A 20,488-nucleotide genomic window follows, 5' to 3' on the forward strand; every position below is an offset into this window, starting at 1 on the left:
CAGGGCGCCCGAGCAGGAGCGATCCGCAGGAGGCGGGGACTCTCAGGAGCCCGGGACGACCACCTCGTCGGCGTTGCGCACCGAGCCCCAGCCCGCCTCGCCCTCCGGGGTGTAGATGCCGCCGTCCTCGGTCTGCGCGATCGCCTCGGCCCCAGTCCGGCGCGGCACCGCCACCACATCGGTCAGCCCGAGCAGCTCCCCGTACGGGTTGATCCACTCCCCCAGGCGCAGGCTGAACGCGCGCGGGGCCGGGTCGCCGGAGCGCTGCCCGACCAGCACCACGTCACCGGTGCCGGCCCAGTGCGCGGTGGTGACGTCCACCAGGTTGGGGGCCACCGAGGCGGGGGCTGTCAGCCCGAGCGGCTCCCCGGCGGCGTCCCGGATGATCCCGGAGAGCACCACCCGGTTGCGCTCCTCGTCCTCCTCGTGCAGGACCACCAGGAGCCGGCTGCCGTCCGGGGACACCGACAACGACTCCACCCGCTCGTCGTCCCGCAGCCAGTCGGCCTCGACCGGCCGCGCCACCGCCTCCAGGTCCTCCCGGTCGACCGACCAGATCCGGGGGGTCCCGCTGCTGCGGTGCACCCCGGCCAGCCAGAAGGCCCCCTGCGCGTCGACCGCGGGGTCGGTCAGGGCGTCACCGATCCCCTCGTTGGTGTGCGTGTCCCCGTCCTGCCAGCGCCACAGCGCCAGCCCGTCCTCGGAGACGGCGGCGACGTCACCCAGGTCCGCGGTCGCGGCCACCCCGGTCCAGCCCAGCTCCACCTGGGGCAGGTCGAGGTCGGCGACCTCCTCCTCGGGCAGGTTGCGCAGGGCGTACTGGGTGGGGTCCACCGGGACCAGCTCCTCGCCCACCCGCAGCAGCACCAGGTCCACGTCGCGCTCCACGTCGGTGAACGGCAGCTCGGTGGTCGCCGTGATCGGGCTCTCCTGCCCCGGCAGCTGCAGCGGCTGCCCGGCCACCTGCACCTCGACACCGGCCACCCCGGGCAGCGCCAATAGGGAGTGCGCGAGCTGGCTCTGCAGCTCCTCGGCGATGGTGTCGTCCTGGGCCACCGTGGACCCCTGCAGGTTGACCGTGGCCACCAGGGAGTCCGAGGAGACCGGCACCGCCGGGGTGGCCAGCCGCAGGCCGTCGGTGGCCGCCGTGCGCAGTGCCCCCACCAGGTGCTCCGGCAGCGGGGCCAGCTGTGCCCGGGTCACCGCCGTGGGCAACCCCTCCCCGTCGGCGAACCAGCGCACCTCGGGCACGAAGTAGCCGCGCTGGGTGTTGAGGTAGTACAGGTTCGTCGCCTGGAAGGAACGCTCCACCTCGGCCCGGGAGAGCCACAACCCGAAGTCCTCAGGGAAGCTGCTGATCCTCCTCTCGCCCTCCACCTCGGTGAGGGTGAAGGTCCGATTCGCCTCGCGCGGGGTCTGCTCCGTGAGCCGTCCCTGGGCGTCGATCCGGCCGACCACCTCGACCTGCACCTCGACGGAGCCGCCGCCGCTCTCGGTCACCGTTGGGGTCTGGTCGTAGATCAGCACGTCCGAGGTGGGCACCCACCGGCTGGCCAGGTCCGTGGTGAGGAAGCTGCGCGCCACGTCGTTGTTACCGGCGAAACCGACGTTCGCCCGCAGGAAACCACTGACGATCTCGGCCGGGCCGTCCCCGGGCTGCGCCTCGGAGAGGAACCGGTCCACCTCCCGCTCGGTCTGCACCACCACCGGCAGCCCCGGCTCCGGGGCCGGGGTGGTGGGCAGCTGTCCGGAGCACGCGGTCAGCGCCAGCACCGCCCCTGCTGCCAGTGCCGTCACCATCGGGCGTCGTCGCATCATCGCTCCTGCCTCGTCGCCAGCGCCAGCACCACCGGGGGGACGGTCCCGTCCTCGGCGCTCGCGTCGCCGGATCCGCCGCTGCCGGCGACGGCCAGGGCGCCGCGCCCCGCCGCACCGCCGACCCCGGCCAGCACCGCGGCCGTCGGCACCGGCGGTGGCTCCTCGGCGATCACGTAGGTGTGGGTGCGCGGCAGCACCAGCCGGAAGCAGGCCCCGGCGCCGGGCGCGGACCCCACCTGCAGCCACCCGCCGTGCACGCGGGCGTCCTCCATCGCGATGGCCAGTCCCAGGCCGGTGCCCCCGGTGGTACGGGTCCGGGCCGGGTCCGCCCGCCAGAACCGCTCGAAGACCTGGCGCTGCTGGTCCTCGTCGAGCCCGATGCCGTGGTCACGTACCGAGATGGCGGCCACCTCGGTGGTGATCGCGAGGGTGACCTCGACGGGTCGTCCCTCGCCGTGCTCGAGCGCATTGGTGAGCAGGTTGCGCAGCACCCGGGAGATCCGGCGCCCGTCCATGCAGACGTCCACCCGGTCCTCGGGCACCCGGAGCGTCAGCTCCGAGCCGAGCCGCTCGGCCAACGGCCGGACCCCGTCAACCGCGGCCCGGATCAGCGGGACGACGTCCTCGTCGTGCCGTTCCACGGTGGCCGCCCCGGAGTCGTAGCGGCTGATCTCCAGCAGCTCGGCGAGCAGACCCTCGAAGCGGTCCAGCTCCTGGTCCAGCAGCTCGGCGGAGCGGGCTACCGGGGCGGCGAAGTCCTCGCGGGAGGCGTGCAGCACGTCCCCGGCCATCCGCATCGTGGTCAGCGGGGTGCGCAGCTCGTGCGAGACGTCGGAGACGAAGCGCTGCTGGAGCTGGGAGAGCGAGCGCAGCTCCCGGATCTGGTGCTGGATCGAGTCGGCCATCGTGTTGAACGAGGTGGCCAGCTGCGCGATCTCGTCGGTGCCGGCCACCGGCAGCCGCTCGTCCAGGTGCCCTCGGGCCAGCTCCTGGGACGCCTTGGCGACCTCCTCCACCGGCCGGGTGACCATCCTGGTCGCCAGCAGCGCCAGGCCGGCGACCAGCAGCACCAGCGCCAGCCCACCGAGCAGGAAGAGCTGGCGCAGCAGGTCCAGGGTCTCCTGCTCGCGCAGCAACGGGTAGACCATGACCATGTCGTAGGCGCCGGCCCGGGCCAGCGAGACCCGGGTTCCCACCACGACCGCGGTCACGTCCGACGCCCCGTCGATGCCGCCGACCAGCGAGACCGGGACCACCATCACCTGCTGGTTCTCCGGGTCCGCCGCGATCGACTCCTGCAGGCTGGCCGGGATGTCCTGCTCGTCGACCCCGACGCCCATCGCCTCGACCACGCCGCCCGTCTCGTTGCCCAGGGCGGGGGTGATCAGCACCCGGCGTCCGTCCTCGGCGGACGGACCGATCATCGACTGGATCTGTTCCAGGGCGAGGGCGCGCAGCCCGCTGTCGTCCCGTCGGTCGGTGGAGTCGAAGGCCTGCTGCGCCTGCGAGACCTGCTGGGCGGAGTCCCGTTCCGCGCTGGCGACCGCCTGGTCGACCAGGCCGCGGGCCACCTGCTCGTAGAGCACGGTGCCCAGCAGCACCCCGAGGAGCGCGCCGAGCAGCACGGTCCAGGTGATCACCCGGACGCGCAGGGACCCCCGCCAGCTCCGCAGCAGGCGGGATCCCCGCGCGGGCTCAGGGGTGGCCGGCCTTGTATCCGACGCCACGTACCGTCACCACGATCTGGGGGTTCTCGGGGTCCTGCTCGATCTTGCTCCGGAGGCGCTGCACGTGCACGTTCACCAGCCGGGTGTCCCCCGCGTGCCGGTAGCCCCAGACCTGCTCCAGCAGCGACTCCCGGTCGAAGACCTGGCTCGGCTTGCTCGCCAGCGCCACCAGCAGGTCGAACTCCAGCGGGGTGAGCGGGATCTGCTCCCCGTCCCGCGTCACCTCGTGCCCGGCCACGTCGATCAGCACGTCGCCCACCTGCAGCCGGGCGTCGTCACCGGTGTCGGCGCGCCGCAGCCGGGCCCGGATCCGGGCCAGCAGCTCCTGCGGCTTGAACGGCTTCACCACGTAGTCGTCGGCCCCGGCCTCCAGACCGAGCACCACGTCCTTGGTGTCGGTGCGCGCGGTGAGCATCACCACCGGGACCCCGGACTCCTGCCGCAGCGCGCGGCATACCTCGATGCCGTCCTGGGAAGGGAGCATCACGTCCAGCAGCACCAGGTCCGGGCGGAACTCGCGGAACATCGGCATCGCGCGCCCGCCGTCCCCGCAGGTGGCGACCTCGTAGCCCTCCTTGCGCAGCACGATGCCGAGCATCTCGGCCAGGGCCAGGTCGTCGTCGACGACGAGTACGCGTGCGCTCACGAGGTCCTCCTGCGTTGTCCGTCCGGCTCAGTAGCGGTAGTGGTCGGGCTTGTACGGCCCGGCCACGTCGAGCCCGAGGTAACCGGCCTGCTCCTTGGTCAGCTCGGTGAGACCTGCGCCCACCGCGTCCAGGTGCAGCCGTGCCACCTCCTCGTCCAGCTCCTTGCGCAGGGTGTGCACGCCGACCGGGTATGCCTCCGGCCGGGTGTGCAGCTCGATCTGGGCGAGCACCTGGTTGGCGAAGCTCGTGGACATCACGAAGCTGGGGTGACCGGTCGCGTTGCCCAGGTTCAGCAGCCGCCCCTCGGAGAGCACGATGATCGAGCGGCCGTCCGCGAAGGTCCACTCGTGCACCTGCGGCTTGATCTCGGTGCGCTGCACGTCGGGGACCCGGGCCAGCGCCGCCATGTCGATCTCGTTGTCGAAGTGGCCGATGTTGCCGAGGATCGCCTTGTCCTTCATCGCCGCCATGTGCTCCACGGTCACCACGTCCCGGCAGCCGGTCGCGGTGATGACGAAGTCGGCCGAGCCGATGACGTCCTCGAGCCGGGCCACCTGGAAGCCGTCCATCGCGGCCTGCAGAGCGCAGATCGGGTCGATCTCGGTGACGATCACCCGGGCGCCCTGGCCGCGCAGCGCCTCGGCGCTGCCCTTGCCGACGTCGCCGTAGCCGCAGACCACGGCGACCTTGCCGCCGATCAGCACGTCGGTCGCGCGGTTGATGCCGTCGATCAGGCTGTGCCGGCAGCCGTAGGTGTTGTCGAACTTGCTCTTGGTCACCGAGTCGTTGACGTTGATCGCGGGGAAGAGCAGCTCCCCGGCCTCGTGCAGCTGGTAGAGCCGGTGCACCCCGGTCGTGGTCTCCTCCGAGACCCCGGTGATGCCCTCGGCGACCCGGGTCCAGCGGTCCGGGTGCTCGGCGAGGCCGCGGCGCACGGTCTCCAGCACCACCCGCCACTCCTCCGGGTCGTCCGCCTCCGGGCTGGGCACGGCACCCTGCCGCTCCCACTCCCGGCCCTTGAGGACCATCAGGGTCGCGTCGCCCCCGTCGTCCAGGATGAGGTTCGGCCCCTGGCCGTCCGGCCACAGCATCACCTGGGTGGTGCACCACCAGTACTCGGCCAGCGTCTCGCCCTTCCAGGCGAAGACCGGCACCCCCTGCGGGTCGTCCGCGGTGCCCTGCGGGCCGACGGCGACGGCCGCGGCGGCCTCGTCCTGGGTGGAGAAGATGTTGCAGGAGGCCCAGCGCACCTGCGCGCCGAGCGCCACCAGCGTCTCGATCAGCACGGCGGTCTGCACCGTCATGTGCAGCGAGCCGGCGATCCGCGCGCCGGCCAGCGGCTGCTCGGCGGCGAACCGCTCGCGCAGCGCCATCAGCCCGGGCATCTCGTGCTCGGCGAGCCGGATCTGGTGGCGCCCCTGGGTGGCGAGCGCCAGGTCACGCACCTTGTGGTCCATCGACGTGGTCGGCACAGTCATCGTGTCGGGCATGACCTCATGCTACGTGCCCGGACCCTCCTGCTCCGGCATGGTCAGCCCGAGCAGCGCGTTCTCCAGCACCTCGGCCATCGCCGGATGGATCCAGTACTGCCCCCGGGCCAGGGTGTGCGCGTCCACGTCGGGACCCAGGCTCAGGGCCTGGATCACCGGCTGGATGACGGTGCTGGCGTGCGGGCCGACGATGTGCACCCCGAGCACCCTCCCGGTGTCGGCGTCGCCGACGGCCTTGACCAGGCCGGTGGAGTCCTCCATCGCCCAGCCGTAGGCGGTGTCGCCGTAGCGCTGCACCTTCGTGGTGACCCGGTGCCCCTGGTCCATGGCCTCCGCCTCGGTGAGACCGACGGTGGCCACCTGGGGGTGGGTGAAGACCGCGGCCGGCACGAACCGGTGGTCGAACGCGTGCAGCTCCTCGGGGTGCGTCAGGTTGTGCGCGACCACCCGCGCCTCCTGGTTGGCGACGTGCTTGAGCTGGTGCTCGGAGCTGGCGTCACCGAGCGCCCAGACCCCCGGTGCGTCGGTGCGGCCGTGCTCGTCCACCACGACCCGGCCGTCCGGGTGGGTCCGCACCGCGGTGTGCTCCAGCCCGAGGTCGTCGGTGTTCGGCCGGCGGCCGGTCGCCACCAGCAGCAGCTCGCCGGTGGCCAGCGACCCGTCGGACAGGGTCAGCTCCACCCCCTCGGGGGTCTGCCGGGCGTCGGTCGGCTCCACCCCGGTGCGCACCTGCCACTGGGTCCGGGCCAGGTCGGTCCAGGCCTGGGACAGCTCCACGTCGAGGGCCCGCAGCAGCCGGTCGCCGCGGGCCACGACGGTGATCTCCACCCCTAGCGCACCGAAGACGTGCGCGAACTCCGCGGCGATCACACCGCCGCCGACGATGACGAGGCTGGCTGGCAGCTCAGGGATGCGCATGATCGTGTCCGAGCTGTGGAACTGCACCCCGGAGCGGGTGATCGCCTCCGGGACGACCGGGCGGGCCCCGGTCGCGACGACGACCTGGTCGCCGGTGATCCGGACCCGCTCGCCCACCGGGTGCCGGCCGCCGGGCCGGGTGATCTCCACCTCGAGCTCGCGCTCGCCGACGAAGCGGGCGTGGCCCAGGTAGGCCTCGGTGTCCGGTCCGTGGACGCGGTAGTCGCGCCCGCCGTCGCTGATCGGGTCGATGCGGCCGAAGACGCGGTCCCGGATGTCGGCCCAGCGGACCTGGTCGAGGGTCGCGTCGACACCGAACCGGGCGGCGTCCCGCACGGTGGTGGCGACCTCGGCGGCATACACGAACATCTTGGTCGGGATGCAGCCGACGTTCAGGCAGGTACCACCGAAGACGCCGCCCTCGACGACCGCGGTCCGGCGGCCCTCCATCTCGGGGGTGACCAGGGAGTTCCCCGATCCGCTGCCGATGATGACCAGGTCGTAGTGGGTGCTCTCGTTCACCGACCCAGCGTAGACGCCGCGGTCAGCGGCCCATCGCCGCCTCGACCTCGGAGCGCACCACGCGCAACCCGTCCCAGACCTCCACGAAGGTGGTGGACAGCGGCGCCAGGCCCAGGCGGAGTCCGTCCGGGGAGCGGAAGTCGGGGATGACGCCGCGCTCCCACAGCCGCGGGTAGACCGGGGCGAAGGCCGGATGGCGCAGGGTGATGTGCCCGCCGCGACGGGCGTGCTCGCGCGGGCTGGCGACCCGGATCCCCAGCTCCTCCGGCCAGGAGTCGACGATCTGCCAGGCGAAGTCGGTCAACCGCAGCGAGCCGGCCCGGACCTCCTCGATCCCGACCTCGGCGAGCATCTGGGCGCCCATCCGGACCGGCAGCATCCCGACGATCGGCGGGGTGCCGCTGACCAGGGCCCGGATCCCGGCCGCCGGCCGGTATCCCTGCTCCATCGCGAACGGGTCGCGGCGCCCCATCCAGCCCTGCACCGGCTGCCGCAGCGACGGTATGTCGTGGTGCCGCGCCGCGAGGTAGGCGTGCGCGGGGGCGCCCGGACCCCCGTTGAGGTATTTGTAGCAGCAGCCGACCGCCGCGTCCGCGCCCCAGTCGTCCAGGTGCACCGGCACCGACCCCGCCGAGTGGCAGGTGTCCCACAGGACCAGGGCCCCGGCCTCGTGCGCGAGGCGCGTGATCGCCTCGGCGTCGGCGACCCAGCCGGAGCGGTAGGCGACGTGCGAGAGCAGCAGCACCCCGGTGCGCTCCCCGACCGCGGCCCGCACCTGCTCCGGGCTCACCCCGGTGTCCGGGTCCGCGTCGATCCAGGTCAGACGGAGCCCGCGTTCGGCGGCGATGCCCTCGGCGACGTAGCGGTCGGTGGGGAAGTTGTCGGTGTCCAGCACCAGCTCGGTCCGGGCCGGGTCCAGCGCGACCTGGTGGTCGACCAGCGCGCGCAGCACCTTGTAGAGCAGCACGGTGGTGGAGTCGGCCAGCACGGTCTGGCCGGGGGCGGCGCCGAGGGCGGCAGAGCCGACCAGGTCGCCGACCTCCTCCGGCCACCCCATCCACCCCTCGTCCCAGGAGCGGATGAGCCGGCTGCCCCAGTCGTGCCGGACGAACGCGGCCATCGCGTCGGCGACCCCGGCGACCGGCCGGCCCAGGGAGTTGCCGTCGAAATAGGCCAGCACCCCCTCGGCACGCTCGAAACGCTCGGCGAAGGGGGTGAGCGGGTCGGCGGCGTCCAGCCGGCGCGCCTGCTCCCGGCTCGGCCCGGTGCCCGGGTCAGACATCGCCGTCGCCCCCGTGGTAGCCCGCCGGGGTGACGTCCTGGATCGCGGACCGGACGTCGTACAGCTCGGTGAAGAAGGTGAGGTCCAGGGCCCGGCGCAGGAAGGGGACCCCGCTGGAGCCACCGGTGCCGGGCTTGCTGCCGATGATCCGTTCCACCGTCCGCAGGTGCCGGAAGCGCCATACCTGGAAGTTGTCCTCCAGGTCCACCAGCTCCTCGGCCATCTCGTACTCCGCCCAGTACCGGTCCGGGTCCGCGTAGACGAGGGACCAGGCCCGGACCACGCCCGGGTCCGCCTGGTAGGTCTCGGTGACGTCCCGGCCCAGCACGGACCCCGGGAGCTCGTGCCCGCGGCGGTCCAGCCAGGCCAGCACCTCGTCGTAGAGGCTGCGCCGGTGCAGCAGCTCGACCAGGCCCCGGTGCTGCCCCTCGTCGTGCGCGAAGACGTCCAGCATCGCGGCGTTCTTGTTGCCGAGCATGAACTCGACCGCGCGGTACTGCCAGCTCTGGAAGCCGGACCCGGTCGCCAGGAACGCCCGGAACCGGGCGTACTCGCTGGGGGTGAGGGTGGCCAGCACCGACCACTGCTCGGTCATCGCGGCCTGGATGTGCTTGACCCGGGCGATCCGCTTGAGCGCCGGGCGGTGCTCGTCGGCGGCCATCAGCTCGCAGGCGCTGGACAGCTCGTGCAGCACCAGCCGCAGCCAGAGCTCGGTGGTCTGGTGCTGGATGATGAAGAGCAGCTCGTCGTGCTGGGCCGGCACCGATCGCGGGTGCTGCGCCGAGAGCAGGGTGGGCAGGTCGAGGTACTCGCCGTAGGACAGGTTGCGGGCGAAGTCGCGCTCGACGCCCGGCTCGACCTCCCTGCTGGCCCGGGACCGGGGATCGGCGGGACCGGGATCGGGGGCGTCGGTGCTCACCGGAGGCAGTCTGTCACGGGTGGGCCTCCACCCAGGGTCTGACCCGGCCGGCCCCAGGATGCGACGACGGGCCGACGCGTCGGGCGGGTCCCTGCCGCGACGGTATGGGCATGGACACCACGACCGCACGCCACGTGCCCGCCCCGCTCCCGACACCCGCATCCCCCCGGCCCACGGTGCTGGCCCGGGGCCTGACCAAGACCTACGGCAGCACCGCCGCGCTGGCCGGGGTCGACCTCGACCTGTGGCCCGGTGAGGCGGTGGCCGTGATGGGCCCCTCCGGGTCGGGCAAGAGCACCTTGCTGCACTGCGTCGCGGGGGTGATCACCCCGGACACCGGCTCGGTGCAGCTGAGCACCCGCACCGGCGTCGTCGACGTCGCCGGTGCCTCCGCCGAGGGACGCGCCGCGATCCGGCTGCAGCACATGGGCTTCGTCTTCCAGCAGGGGCTGCTGCTCCCCGAGCTGAGTGCCGTGGAGAACGTCGCGCTGCCGCTGCTGCTGGCCGGCCGTCCCCGGCAGCAGGCCGAGCAGCAGGCCGCGGCCGGGATGGCGGCACTGGGCCTGGCCGGCCTGGAGCAGCGGCGTCTCGGCCAGCTCTCCGGGGGGCAGCAGCAGCGCGTGGCGATCGCCCGCGCGCAGGTGTCCTCCCCCACCCTGGTGGTGGCCGACGAGCCCACCGGGGCCCTGGACTCGGCCACCTCCGCCGAGGTGATGTCCGCGTTGCTGGCCAGCACCACCGCGCAGGGACGGACGCTGGTGGTGGTGACCCACGACGAGGCGGTGGCCGGGACCTGCGACCGGGTGGTGCACCTGGCCGACGGGCAGGTCGTGGCCGTGGAGGTGACCCGATGAGCCTGCTCCGGCTGCTGCTGCGCGGCACCCCGCAGGACCGGGTCAGCCAGGCCCTGCCGGTGCTCGCCTACGCCGTCGTCACCGCGCTCGCCCTGACGGTGGCCGGTGGCGCCGAGTTCTTCTTCACCCTCGGTGCCCGCCCCGGGAGGGAGCAGGACGGCCTGTTCTACGCCTCCCTGGCCGCGGTCGCCTGCGCCCTGCTCGCGGTACCGATGCTGAGCCTGTCCACCTCCGCGGTGCGGCTGTCGACCCGGCGCCGCGACGGACGGCTGGCCTCGCTGCGCCTGGTCGGCGCCCCGGGGCGCCTGCTGCACCGTCTTGCGCTGGTCGAGTCGACCCTGGTGGCGGTGGTGGGGGCGGCGCTGGGGGTGCTCGGCCACCTGGCGATGGCCCCGCTCTTCGGCATGCTGCACTTCGCCGGGGTCCGGTTGGGCACGGCGCAGATCGTCCCGCCGCCGTGGCTGGGTGCCGTCGTGCTGCTGGTCGTCGTCGGGACGGCGGCCGGTGCCGCCGCACTCGGCCTGCGCCGGGTCGCGATCACCCCGCTGGGGGTGCGGACCCGGCAGGACGCGCCCCCCACCCGCTTGCTGCAGGCCGTGGCGGGGGCGGGCACCGTCCTGGTGCTGGTCGTCGTCGGGCAGCAGCTCCCGCAGCTGGTCGGAGGTCTGGTGATGACCGTCGTGGTGGTGGTCGGCATGCTCGCCTGCGGGATGGCCGTGCTCGCTCTCATCGGCCCGCCGGTGCTCGCGCTCGGGGCTCGGCGCACGGCCAGGCGGGCCACCGGTCCGCGGGCGGTGGAGCGCCTGCTCGCGGCCCGCACCCTGCTGGAGGACCCGCGGGCCGTCTGGCGTCAGGTCCAGGGCGTCGCGCTGGTCTCGTTCGTGAGCGTGGTGGTGGGCGTGGCGCTGGCGCTCTCCGGTGGTGACGGCAGCGGCAGCGACGCGGTGCTGATGGCCGACATGCGCACCGGCGTGCTGGTGACCATCGGGCTGTCCTACCTCACCCTGGCCGCCGCGGCCACGGTGCACGCCGCGGCCGAGGTCTTCGACCGGCGCGACCTCTACCTGGCCCTGGACCGGCTCGGTATGCCCCGCGCCACCATCGAACGGGCCCGGACCCGGACGGTGGCCGGCCCGGTGCTGACGGTCACCGTGCTGGGCGCGCTCGCCGGTGGTCTGCTGACCTTCCCGCTGGCCGGCTTCGCCCTGGTCGTCGACCCGGTCACCGTGCTGACGGTGCTGGTGGCCCTGGTCGTCGGGGTGCTCACGGTCCGGGGCGGGGTGCTGCTCACCCGCCGGCTGCTCACCGACGTGCTGCGCGAGTCGCAGCCGGTGGTCTGAGTCAGCGGGTCCGGTCGCGCAGGTCGGCCACGTGCGGCGAGACGGAGGGGTCGAGCCCCAGCCCGAGCGCCAGGTAGGTGGCGGTGAAGTCCGCCGCCGCCACGTGGTCCGCCAGCCGGACGATGGGGGCCCCGGCCTCGGCCTGGACCTCCATCACCCGCACCCCGGCCTCCCTGGCCGTGGTGAGCACGGCATCGGTCAGCGCCTCCGCCTGGACCGACTCGGGGGTGGCCGGCTCGGTCGGGGCGTCCCTCAGCATCAGCAGCCCCAGCCGGGGCGGCGAGGGGCCGTCCAGGTAGGGGTCGGCGAAGATGTCCGACTCGCCGCCGCCGTCCGCGGCACCACCGCGCCGCTCCATCAGTTCACCCTCCGGCTCGGCGAAGTGGTGGGGCTCCCAGCCCGAGGTGTCGATGTCCCCGAGCCGGATGCGGGAGTCGTCGTAGGTGCCGGGGCGGCGTCCGCCGATGGCCGTGTAGGGCCCATCGAAGCAGGCCACGATGCCGCTCGCGGCGTCCGGCAGCTCACCGAAGGTGGCGGGCACCCGGGCGGTCCTGGCCAGCATCGAGGAGGCCCGGGCGGCGGCCACCCCGCCCAGCGGTCCGTCCCCCAGGACCACGGGCACGGTCTCGGCCAGCGAGATCGCCAGTACCTTGGCCGGGTTGACGAAGGAGTCCGAGGAGGGCCGCATCTGCTCGGCCCGGGTGTCCAGGCGGGTCGCCACCGCCTCCAGCGTCGTCACCGGCGCCTCCAGCAGGCCCAGCTGGTCCGCGCCCATCAGCACCGGGGTCAGCAGCGTCCACAGCGCCGTCCGGGAGCTGGTGCGGTGGCGGCCCACGCCGACGTGCACCCCCCGCGCCTGACGGCATACCTGCGCCAGCGGGGAGTCGTCGGCCCCCACGGTCAGCAGCATGGCCCCGCGCCGGGCGGCCTCCGCCGCCACCGCGAGCGGGCCCGGGGCGCGGCCGGACAGGGAGACCGCCACCACCAGGTCGAGGGGACCGACCCAGCCGGGCAGCGGCAGGTTGCGCCGCGCCTGCACGGGCACCGGCGACCCCGGCTCGGCCAGCAGCTCGAGGACCTCGGCAACGATGGCCGAGCCACCGATGGCCGCCACCAGCACCGACCGGGGCCGGTCCATGGTCGCCAGCCGTTCGATCCCGGCCTCCTGGGTCAGCGTCACCGCCTCCCGCACCTGGGCGCCGGCCGAGGCCAGGGCCCGCAGCGTCTCCCGGGAGTCCTTGCGCGCCAGCTCGTTCTCGTCGTCGAGCAGCGCCTCGTCGATGTAGGGCACGGCGGTTCAGCCCTCCACGGTGACGTCGGTGGCGTCGTCCGCCAGCAGCACCGGGATGCCGTCCCGGACGGGGTAGCGACGGCGGTGGCCCGGGCCGCCGCAGTCCTGGTCGCACTGCAGCGCGGGCCGGCCCTGCTCGTCCTGCACGTCCAGCAGCGGGTGCCGTCCCACCGGGCAGCGCAGGATGTCGCGCACCCACGGGTCGAGCTGTGCTCCGGTCATCTCAGGTCTCCTGTCTCACCAGGCCCAGGACCGTGTCCCGGACCTGCTCCATCGTGCCAGGGTCGCGTGCCTCGACGTTCAGCCGGAGCAGCGCCTCGGTGTTGCTCGGTCGCAGCGAGAGCCACCAGGAGGGCTGCTGCTCGTGCGCCAGCGCCAGCCCGTCGAAGCCGTCCGGCTCCAGTCCCTGGCGCAGTCCCCAGTCCCGGACCCGCGCGGTGGCCGCGCCGACGTCGGCGACCACCGAGCTGATCTCCCCGGAGGCGACGTAGCCGCCGCCGTCCCCGACCAGGCGGGACAGCGGCAGCGGCTGGTGGCCGAGGGCGGCCAGCACGTGCAGGGCGGCGAGCATGCCGGAGTCGGCGTGCCAGAAGTCGCGGAAGTAGTAGTGCGCCGAGTGCTCCGCCCCGAAGGCCGCGTGGTGCCGGGCCATCAGCTCCTTGACGAAGGAGTGCCCGACCGGCGAGCGCACCGCCCGTGCGCCCAGCGCCGCGATCGCCTCGGGTAGCACCCGGGACGCGACGGAGCCGTGCACGACCGAGACCTCGGCGGGGGTGTGCCCGGCCGCCACCTCCGCGGCGACCACCGAGCGGGCGATGAGGGCGGCGATGTGGCCGGGTGCGACCGGCCGGCCCGTCTCGTCGACCACCGCGCAGCGGTCGGCGTCCCCGTCGAACGCCAGCCCCAGGTCGGCCCCGTGCTCGAGGACCGCGTCCTGCAGCAGCCGCAGGTTCGCCGGGTCGAGCGGGTCCGGGCCCCGGTGCGGGAAGGTGCCGTCCAGCTCGTGGTGCAGCGGCACCATCAGCACCGGCAGGTGCGCCGGCAGCACCGCGGGCGCCGTCCGGCCGGCCATCCCGCTGCCGGCGTCCACCACCACCCGCAGCGGACGGACCTCGGACAGGTCGACGAGCGAGTGCAGGTGGGCGGCATACCGCTCGAGCAGGTCCGCCCGGTCGAACGTGCCGCGCCGCGGCGCGGCACGCTCGCTCGGCGGGTGCACCGCCGACCGCTCGAGGGACCACCGGGCGAGGTCACGGATCTCGGCCAGTCCGGTGTCGATCCCGACCGGGCGCGCCCCGCTGCGGCACAGCTTGATCCCGTTGGTGGACGCCGGTCCGTGGCTGGCCGTGACCATCGCGCCGGCCAGCCGCAGCGAGCCGGCGGCGTAGTAGAGCTCGTCGGTGGAGCACAGCCCGATCGCGGTGACGTCCACCCCCTGGTCGCGCACCCCCGCGACGAAGGCGTCGGCGAGCTCGGGAGAGCTGGTGCGCATGTCGTGGCCGACGACCACCCCGGCCTCACCCTCGGGCAGGACCACCACCTGGGCGAACGCGGACCCGAGGGCACGGACGACCTCCGCGTCGAGCTGGTCCGGGACCTCGCCCCGGATGTCGTTGGCCTTGACGACCTGGTCCAGCCGCGTGCTCACCTGCTCACCCGGGTCAGGTGTCGCGCAGGACGCGCAGGTGCCCGCGCCGGGCGACTTCGGTGACCGAGTGCCGCTCGGCCTCCGACCGCTGGCCCGTCTCCACCCGGACGATGCTGCCGCGGTGCTCGCGGACCGCGTCGGCGAGCGCCGCGAGGTCGTCCACCGGCGGACGCGGCTCGCCCTCGGGCAGCTCCAGCCGGACGACGTCCCATCCCCGCGGGGCGGTCAACCGGGTGGCGTGCCGCTCGCAGAGGTCGTAGCTGTGGGGTTCCGCGTACGTCGCCAACGGACCCAGCACCGCGGTCTGCTCCGCGTAGACGTAGGTGAGCGTCGACGTGGCAGGGCTGACGCACGCCGTCTTCGAGCACTGGCGAATCAGGGTCACGCCCGACACTCTAAGCGCCGCCACCCCCGATCCTGCGGTCCCACCCCGCCCTCGGCCGGTCCCGGGTCACCGGGCGGTCGTCTAGGGTCGGGCTCATGACTGGGCGCCGGGACCGACGTGGGCGGGGTATGCGTGGCCCGCTCGCCTGGCCGGCCGTCCCCGCGATGCGAGCCCGCCGGGACCGCTTCGACGAGATGGTGCTGGACGCCGCCGAGACGGTGGAGCACCGGGTGGGTCGACCGCTGGGGATCGAGCTCGCGGTCGAGGACGTCCCGCCCTCCGACCCCGCCCCCTGGGAGCACGGGATCCCGCTCGGTCGTCTCTTCCCCGCGGAAAGAGACCTCTCGCCGCGCCTGGTGCTCTACCGGAGGCCGATCGAGCACCGCGCAGGCGACGAGGCGGAGCTGGCGGCGCTGGTCGGTGAGGTGGTCACCGAGCAGGTGGCCCGGATGCTGGGGCGGAACCCCGAGGACCTGGGCTGAGGACTCAGGGCACCTGCCGGAGCACGCCGGTGACCTCGCGGGTCCAGGGCACCGCCGGCAGCGTGGCCGAGGCGGCGTAGGGCCCGAGGGCGTCCTGGCCGCCCACGTGCAGCGCGGCGGCGATCCCCGCGGCACCGGTGCTGCGCACCCAGACGGCGGCCGTCCCCTCGGGGACCTCGAGGCGCATGCTGGTGTCGTTCGCGAGGGTGATCTCCTCGCTCACCACGGCGCCCTCGGCGTCCAGCCAGAGCACCTCGGCGGAGGTCGCGTCGACGGCGGAGACTGCGAGGGCGAGGTCGGCGTCCGGGAGCGCGGACGGCACCGGCGGCACCGCCATCCCCACCGGGGTCCGGGTCAGCACGGTGGCCCCCGTCCAGGTGAGGTCACCGGCCGGTCGGACCACGGTGTCCTGCTCCTCGTCGGGGGCGGCGGAGGTGCTGGCCGCGTCATCGGGGGCGGCGGAGGTGCTGGCCGCGTCATCGGGGGCGGCGGAGGTGCTGGCCGCTTCGTCGATGGCGACGGGGTCGTCGCCGGCCGGGACCTTCCGGAGCAGCACCGCGGCCGTGACCGGGGCGTCGGAGCGCAGCCGTAGGCCGGCCACCCCTTCGGGGAGGTCCTCCAGCGGCAGGTCGACCGTGCCCCCGGCCGGGACCCGGACCGCGGCCTCGGCCGGGGCGGCCGCCCCGGCCTCGCCCAGGACGCGCAGCTCGACCAGTGCCTCGGCCTCCGGCGCGAGCACCCGCAGGGTCAGCTCCGCGGCCTCGGTGGGCAGGGCCGGGACCACCAGGTCGCGCGCGGGGTCCGCCACCGCGGCGCTGGCCGCGCGGCCGAGGTCGGTGGTGCCGTCCTGCTCCCGCTCGAGCAGGTGCGCCACCACGGGCCCGCCGCTGGACCGCACCCCGACCGCGGGCGCGGCGACACCCGGTGCCAGGGCATCCAGCACCCGTACGACCTGCGCACCGCCCGGGACGACGATCCCGCTGTCCCCGGCGCCCTCCACCGGGCCGTCCTCGTCCCGCACCTCGAGCTCCACCTGGACCGGGTCCGTGCCGGGGTTGGTGAGGACCACCTGCTCGGAGCGTCCGGCCCCGTCGTCACCGGCGAGCAGCCACAGCGACTCCGACCCCTGCGTGCACGGGGCCAGCAGGGCGCCCCGGTCCCCGGTGCCGGTGCTCACCGCGAGCTGTCCGCCGACGAGGCCGGGGGCTGCGACGTCGCCCCCCTCGAGCACGGCACCGACGTCCGCCCCCAGCTGCAGCAGCTGGCTCGCCCCACCGGCCGCGAGGGTGGCGTCCGGGGCCCCGGCGGTTCCCTCCGGGCTGGTCCCCACGATGTGCAGGCCCACCTCCGCGGTGCCGCCGGCGTGGGCGGCCGCGAGGAGCTCCGGCGGCCCGGTCGCGGCGCGGACCGCTCCGCCGATGCCGTCGACACCCGGGCAGCCCAGGGCGGCGCTGCGGACGAAGGCGTCCTCCACCGGTTCCCCGCCCGCCGGCGACGACGAGGTCGGCGCCGAGGGATCTGCGAACGGGACGGCACCGGTCGGGCGGTCCCCCCAGGCACCGTCCGTGATGCCCCAGCCGACCAGGGCCGCCAGGCCGAGCGTCAGCACGCCGGCCCGCAGTGCCGTGAAGCGTCGTCGTGTCGTCATCGCCCGCCCTCCGGCTCAGGATCGGTCCGCCCCACCGGCAGCGCCAGGAAGGCGGTGACGGCGGCCAGCAGCAGGGCCACCACGTGCCACGGCCACCAGGTGCTCGCGACCGAGATCTCGATCTCGGTCGGTCCGCCCTCCGGCAGCGGGATCGCCGCCGGGTCCGAGACCTCGACCTGCTCCCCGTCCACCCGCACGGTCGCGTGCTCGGCCCAGCCGGCACCCTCGGCCACCGCGAGCGTGGCCCCGTCCGGGACGTCCGCCACGGTGCCGCGGGCGCTGGCGTGCGGACCCAGCACGTCCACCCGCGCCGACGGATCGCCGTCCTCGTCGAGCACCCGGACCCGGGCGGGGTCGTTCTCCGCCATCCGCCAGAGCACCGATCCCGGCGGGCTGGAGACCCGGGTCAGCCCGTCCACCCGGTCCAGGTCGACGGCGACCGGATGGTCCTCGCCGGCCTCGAGCAGCACGTAGCCGACCCCGAGGTCGACCAGTTGCTCGCTCACCTCGGCACCCGCCGCGCCGCCGGTCAACGTCTGCGCCGTGGTCTCGACGGCGTCCCGGGGCGGTATGCCCGTCGCCAGCTCCGCCGCCCGGTCCCGCAGGATCCGCGCCGGCTCCGGTTCCTCCGCCCGTAGGTCGACGACCAGCTGCTGCTCGCGCTCGCCGGACCCGGGCTCCAGCACCAGGGTGCGCAGCGCCCCCGGCCCGGAGGCTTGCTCGGCGGCGACCGCGGGCAACGGCTCCCGCGCCGGCTGCAGACCGGACGTGCCGGTCGAGGAGGACACCGCCCACGACGCCACGACCAGTCCGGGCAGCACCACGACGGCGCCCGCCGCCAGCCCCAGCAGCGGCCGGGGTGCACGCCACCGGCGCCCCTCCGGCAGCACCTGGTCCAGGGCCGAGGCAGCGGCCAGCAGCAGGCCCGCCCCGGCCAGGGACAGCGCGGTCCCGGGCCAGGCCACCACGGCCAGCCCCTGCTCGAGGTGACCGTCCGGCAGCACCCCGAGCGAGGTCCGGGTGGCGACCTGGGCGACCGCCAGGCTGACGAGAGCGGCGGCGACCAGCACCGCGGCACGCCGCCCGCGGGTGCCGGGCAGCAGCAGCGCGGCCAGCGCTGCCAGCCAGAGCGGCACGGCCGACCAGAGCGGTAGCGCCTCCCAGCCGCTGGGGTCGAGCCCGCCGCCCGGATGCAGCAGCAGGAGCTGCCACGGCTGCGCCGCCGCGGGCAGCAGCGCGGTCGCCGAGGTGGCACCCGCACCGCCGAGGATCCGCACCGGGTCGGCGACCAGGCCGGGCAGGAAGGGCAGCAGCAGCGCCCACGGCAGCACCGCGAGCACCGCTGCGCGCCACCGGGCCCGGCCCCGCCCCAGCACCAGCAGGCCCAGGCCGGCCGCGGACGACAGCAGGAGCACCGAGGGGACCCACAGCGCCGTGAGCGCCACCCCGAGCACGGTGGCGAAGGTGGCCGCCGTGCGCCGCACTCCGCCGCGTCGCGAGGAGAGCACCACCAGCCCGGCGAGCAGCAGCGGCGCGGCCACGTGCACCAGGACCGGTCCCACCCGCCCCTGCGCCAGGCCGACCGTCAGGGGCGCGGCGGCGGCCCACCCCAGGGCCATCCCGGCCCGCAGCCAGCGCCGGTGGGTGCTACGGCGCAGGGCCAGGTAGGCGGTCAGCACGCTCAGCACGGGACCGAGGGCCAGCAACCAGGCCAGCGCCGGGCCGGCACCGGCACCGGGGGCCAGGCCGACCAGGGACGCGAGGGCGGCGGCCGGCAGCAACCACAGCTCGGGCATCCCTGCGTGCCCGAGCCCGGCGCCGCGCCACGCCTGGGTGGCCGAGGACCACAGGGCAGAACCGTCGGTGGCCGCCACCCCCAGCTCGGGGCCGACGAGGCCGGGAGCCCCCGGGCGCAGGGCGGAGAGGAGGTCGCGCCCCACCCACGCGGTGGCGCCCGCCGCGAGCAGCAGCGCGAACGCCAGGGACCAGCTCCACCGACGGGGCCGGGCCTGGCCCCCCGGTGCGAGCTCGGCGAAGTCCTCGGAGACCGGCCCGCTCTCGGTGCTGCGCCGGGCGTCCCGACCCGGGGTGCTGCCCCGGCGCCGGCGCGGGTCGAGGGCGTCGCCGACGGTCTCCATCGTGCTGCGCCACCCGGTCGCGGGAGGGTCGTGCAGGCCCATCAGGTCGCGCGGGTCGACCACCCGGCGGCCGCGGAACCGGCGGCGGGCACCCCACCCCCGGGCAGGGCTGAGCACGCCCCGCACGTCCGCCCACTCCCCGGCCGCCTCCCGGGGCCGTTTGACCAGCAGCAGCAGCACCGCGGCCGCGAGGCTGCTCAGCAGCACCCCGAGGGCACGACCCGGCGCGGCCCGCAGCGGCCCCCGGGCGAGCGCCACCTGGCGCAGCCGGACCCGGGTGCGCAGGGGGTCCCGCACCCCCAGACCGTCCGCTCCCTGCTGCACGACGGCGTCCGGGGCGACGACGACCCGGTGGCCGGCCAGGTGGCTGCGCCAGCCGAGGTCCAGCCCGTCGACGCCGTCCTCGTCGAAGGCTGCGTCCAGGCCACCGACCTGCTCGAGCACAGAGCTGCTGACCAGCGACCCGGCCAGCGGCACCCCGAGCACGTCCTGACGCAGGTCGAGCTGTCCCTGGTCGACGAGCGCCGCCTCGGCGGGGTCGGCGCCGCGGCCGGCCGGGGTGAGGTGGTGGCCCATCGCCCGCAGCAACCGCGGCTCGTCGGCGTGCACCAGCTTGGGCCCGACGATGCCCACCCGGCTGCTGCGGCGGGTGGCCGCGACCAGCGCCCCCAGGGCGCCCGGCTCCGGCGTGGAGTCCGGGGTCAGGAACCAGATCCAGTGACCGGGATCCTGCGGCAGGGTCGCCCGCACAGACTCCACCTGCTGCCGGCGGGAGCCGGGGTCGGGGAGCACCTGCGCCCGCACGCCGAGCGTCCGTTCTGCCCCCGTCCGGAACAGCTCGGCCTGCTCGCCGTCGGGGTCCAGACCGACGAGCAGCACGCGGGTCGGGGGTCGACGCTGCGCCGCGAGCGCCGCGAGCAGCCCCCCGGTGGTGTCGGCGTCACCGGGGCTCCCCCCCGGGTGCAGCAGGACCGCGGTGACGTCCTCGACGACGGTCCGCCCGCCACGGGCGGGCCCGTCGCGGGTCGGCGGTGTCGTCGTCATCGGCGCAGGCGGCGGCGGTGCCCGGTGGGCAGCGCCGGCACCGGGCGGTCGGGGCTCAGACCGCCCGCTTCTTCAGCTTGCGTCGTTCCCGTTCGGAGAGCCCGCCCCAGATGCCGAACCGCTCGTCGTTGGAGAGGGCGTACTCCAGGCACTCGGAACGCACCTCGCACCCGACGCAGACCTTCTTGGCCTCGCGGGTGGATCCCCCCTTCTCGGGGAAGAACGCCTCCGGGTCGGTCTGCGCGCACAGGGCGCGCTCCTGCCAGGACTGCTCCTCCGTCTCCTCGATCCCGTGCATCATGGACATCAGTTCCAGCTCGTGCATGGCTCCTCCT

The 20,488-nt window shown here is 74.9% G+C and carries 17 protein-coding genes; 3 read left to right on the plus strand and 14 right to left on the minus strand.

Annotated features, from left to right (window positions below):
- Positions 1-42: 42 nt before the first annotated feature.
- The 7 genes from ACI3EY_RS08335 to ACI3EY_RS08365 are packed head-to-tail and all read right to left on the minus strand — an operon-like array spanning position 43 to position 9,323.
- The gene (locus ACI3EY_RS08335; RefSeq protein ID WP_405040118.1) at positions 43-1,818 is read right to left on the minus strand and encodes an LpqB family beta-propeller domain-containing protein; all 1,776 of its coding nucleotides are present in this window, start codon (positions 1,816-1,818) and stop codon (positions 43-45) included.
- Complete coding sequence (gene mtrB / locus ACI3EY_RS08340; protein ID WP_405036159.1) at positions 1,815-3,545, minus strand: MtrAB system histidine kinase MtrB; 1,731 nt, start codon at positions 3,543-3,545, stop codon at positions 1,815-1,817. Before mtrB ends, ACI3EY_RS08335 begins: the two co-directional genes overlap by 4 nt.
- Positions 3,514-4,191 carry an MtrAB system response regulator MtrA gene (gene mtrA, locus ACI3EY_RS08345; RefSeq protein ID WP_405036158.1) on the minus strand — a complete coding sequence of 226 codons (678 nt, stop codon included), beginning with the start codon at positions 4,189-4,191 and terminating at the stop codon, positions 3,514-3,516. The genes mtrB and mtrA overlap by 32 nt, the downstream gene beginning before the upstream one ends.
- 27 nt (positions 4,192-4,218) lie before the next feature.
- On the minus strand, positions 4,219-5,682 hold the full coding sequence (ahcY, locus tag ACI3EY_RS08350; RefSeq protein WP_405036157.1) for an adenosylhomocysteinase: 1,464 nt from the start codon (positions 5,680-5,682) through the stop codon (positions 4,219-4,221).
- Positions 5,683-5,691: 9 nt separating this feature from the next.
- Entirely contained in the window at positions 5,692-7,122 is a 1,431-nt protein-coding gene (locus ACI3EY_RS08355) for a mycothione reductase (protein ID WP_405036156.1), read from the minus strand.
- A gap of 22 nt (positions 7,123-7,144) precedes the next feature.
- Positions 7,145-8,404, minus strand: a complete 1,260-nt coding sequence (locus ACI3EY_RS08360; RefSeq protein ID WP_405040119.1) for a kynureninase — start codon at positions 8,402-8,404, stop codon at positions 7,145-7,147.
- Positions 8,397-9,323 (minus strand): tryptophan 2,3-dioxygenase, encoded by a 927-nt coding sequence (locus tag ACI3EY_RS08365; protein ID WP_405040120.1) that lies wholly within the window; start codon positions 9,321-9,323, stop codon positions 8,397-8,399. Before ACI3EY_RS08365 ends, ACI3EY_RS08360 begins: the two co-directional genes overlap by 8 nt.
- Before the next feature lie 110 nt (positions 9,324-9,433).
- On the opposite strand from ACI3EY_RS08365, the gene ACI3EY_RS08370 reads away from it, so the two are divergent.
- Positions 9,434-10,177, plus strand: a complete 744-nt coding sequence (locus tag ACI3EY_RS08370; RefSeq protein WP_405036153.1) for an ABC transporter ATP-binding protein — start codon at positions 9,434-9,436, stop codon at positions 10,175-10,177.
- Positions 10,174-11,517, plus strand: a complete 1,344-nt coding sequence (locus ACI3EY_RS08375; protein WP_405036152.1) for an FtsX-like permease family protein — start codon at positions 10,174-10,176, stop codon at positions 11,515-11,517. The genes ACI3EY_RS08370 and ACI3EY_RS08375 overlap by 4 nt, the downstream gene beginning before the upstream one ends.
- 1 nt (position 11,518) lies before the next feature.
- Here ACI3EY_RS08375 and ACI3EY_RS08380 read toward each other — a convergent pair whose 3' ends face one another.
- The 4 genes from ACI3EY_RS08380 to ACI3EY_RS08395 are packed head-to-tail and all read right to left on the minus strand — an operon-like array spanning position 11,519 to position 14,841.
- Positions 11,519-12,808 carry an SIS domain-containing protein gene (locus tag ACI3EY_RS08380; protein WP_405040121.1) on the minus strand — a complete coding sequence of 430 codons (1,290 nt, stop codon included), beginning with the start codon at positions 12,806-12,808 and terminating at the stop codon, positions 11,519-11,521.
- A 6-nt stretch (positions 12,809-12,814) separates the two neighbouring features.
- A complete protein-coding gene (locus ACI3EY_RS08385) occupies positions 12,815-13,030 on the minus strand; it encodes a Trm112 family protein (RefSeq protein ID WP_405036150.1) in 216 nt (71 codons plus the stop codon).
- Position 13,031: 1 nt separating this feature from the next.
- Complete coding sequence (locus ACI3EY_RS08390; protein ID WP_405040122.1) at positions 13,032-14,456, minus strand: phosphohexomutase domain-containing protein; 1,425 nt, start codon at positions 14,454-14,456, stop codon at positions 13,032-13,034.
- A gap of 13 nt (positions 14,457-14,469) precedes the next feature.
- Positions 14,470-14,841, minus strand: a complete 372-nt coding sequence (locus ACI3EY_RS08395; RefSeq protein ID WP_405036148.1) for a DUF3499 domain-containing protein — start codon at positions 14,839-14,841, stop codon at positions 14,470-14,472.
- A gap of 95 nt (positions 14,842-14,936) precedes the next feature.
- Between ACI3EY_RS08395 and ACI3EY_RS08400 the strand changes: the two genes are divergently transcribed.
- Complete coding sequence (locus tag ACI3EY_RS08400) at positions 14,937-15,323, plus strand: metallopeptidase family protein (RefSeq protein WP_405036147.1); 387 nt, start codon at positions 14,937-14,939, stop codon at positions 15,321-15,323.
- A gap of 4 nt (positions 15,324-15,327) precedes the next feature.
- Here ACI3EY_RS08400 and ACI3EY_RS08405 read toward each other — a convergent pair whose 3' ends face one another.
- From ACI3EY_RS08405 to ACI3EY_RS08415, 3 genes are read right to left on the minus strand one after another with little or no spacing between them, the layout of a single operon-like run.
- Positions 15,328-16,971 carry a DUF5719 family protein gene (locus tag ACI3EY_RS08405; RefSeq protein ID WP_405040123.1) on the minus strand — a complete coding sequence of 548 codons (1,644 nt, stop codon included), beginning with the start codon at positions 16,969-16,971 and terminating at the stop codon, positions 15,328-15,330.
- On the minus strand, positions 16,968-20,153 hold the full coding sequence (locus ACI3EY_RS08410) for a glycosyltransferase (protein ID WP_405040124.1): 3,186 nt from the start codon (positions 20,151-20,153) through the stop codon (positions 16,968-16,970). Before ACI3EY_RS08410 ends, ACI3EY_RS08405 begins: the two co-directional genes overlap by 4 nt.
- Before the next feature lie 55 nt (positions 20,154-20,208).
- Entirely contained in the window at positions 20,209-20,478 is a 270-nt protein-coding gene (locus ACI3EY_RS08415; protein WP_405036144.1) for a WhiB family transcriptional regulator, read from the minus strand.
- Between the last annotated feature and the right edge of the window lie 10 nt (positions 20,479-20,488).

The sequence above is a fragment of the Serinicoccus shuyuelongi genome (assembly GCF_045032955.1).
Classification (GTDB): domain Bacteria; phylum Actinomycetota; class Actinomycetes; order Actinomycetales; family Dermatophilaceae; genus Ornithinicoccus.

Coding starts and splice junctions, on each gene's coding strand:
- ACI3EY_RS08385 (WP_405036150.1), bottom strand. CDS start 13,030: ATGACCGGAGCACAGCTCGACCCGTGGGTGCGCGACATCCTGCGCTGC.
- ACI3EY_RS08375 (WP_405036152.1), top strand. CDS start 10,174: ATGAGCCTGCTCCGGCTGCTGCTGCGCGGCACCCCGCAGGACCGGGTC.
- ahcY (WP_405036157.1), bottom strand. CDS start 5,682: ATGCCCGACACGATGACTGTGCCGACCACGTCGATGGACCACAAGGTG.
- ACI3EY_RS08410 (WP_405040124.1), bottom strand. CDS start 20,153: ATGACGACGACACCGCCGACCCGCGACGGGCCCGCCCGTGGCGGGCGG.
- ACI3EY_RS08370 (WP_405036153.1), top strand. CDS start 9,434: ATGGACACCACGACCGCACGCCACGTGCCCGCCCCGCTCCCGACACCC.
- ACI3EY_RS08415 (WP_405036144.1), bottom strand. CDS start 20,478: ATGCACGAGCTGGAACTGATGTCCATGATGCACGGGATCGAGGAGACG.
- ACI3EY_RS08360 (WP_405040119.1), bottom strand. CDS start 8,404: ATGTCTGACCCGGGCACCGGGCCGAGCCGGGAGCAGGCGCGCCGGCTG.
- ACI3EY_RS08335 (WP_405040118.1), bottom strand. CDS start 1,818: ATGATGCGACGACGCCCGATGGTGACGGCACTGGCAGCAGGGGCGGTG.
- ACI3EY_RS08405 (WP_405040123.1), bottom strand. CDS start 16,971: ATGACGACACGACGACGCTTCACGGCACTGCGGGCCGGCGTGCTGACG.
- ACI3EY_RS08400 (WP_405036147.1), top strand. CDS start 14,937: ATGACTGGGCGCCGGGACCGACGTGGGCGGGGTATGCGTGGCCCGCTC.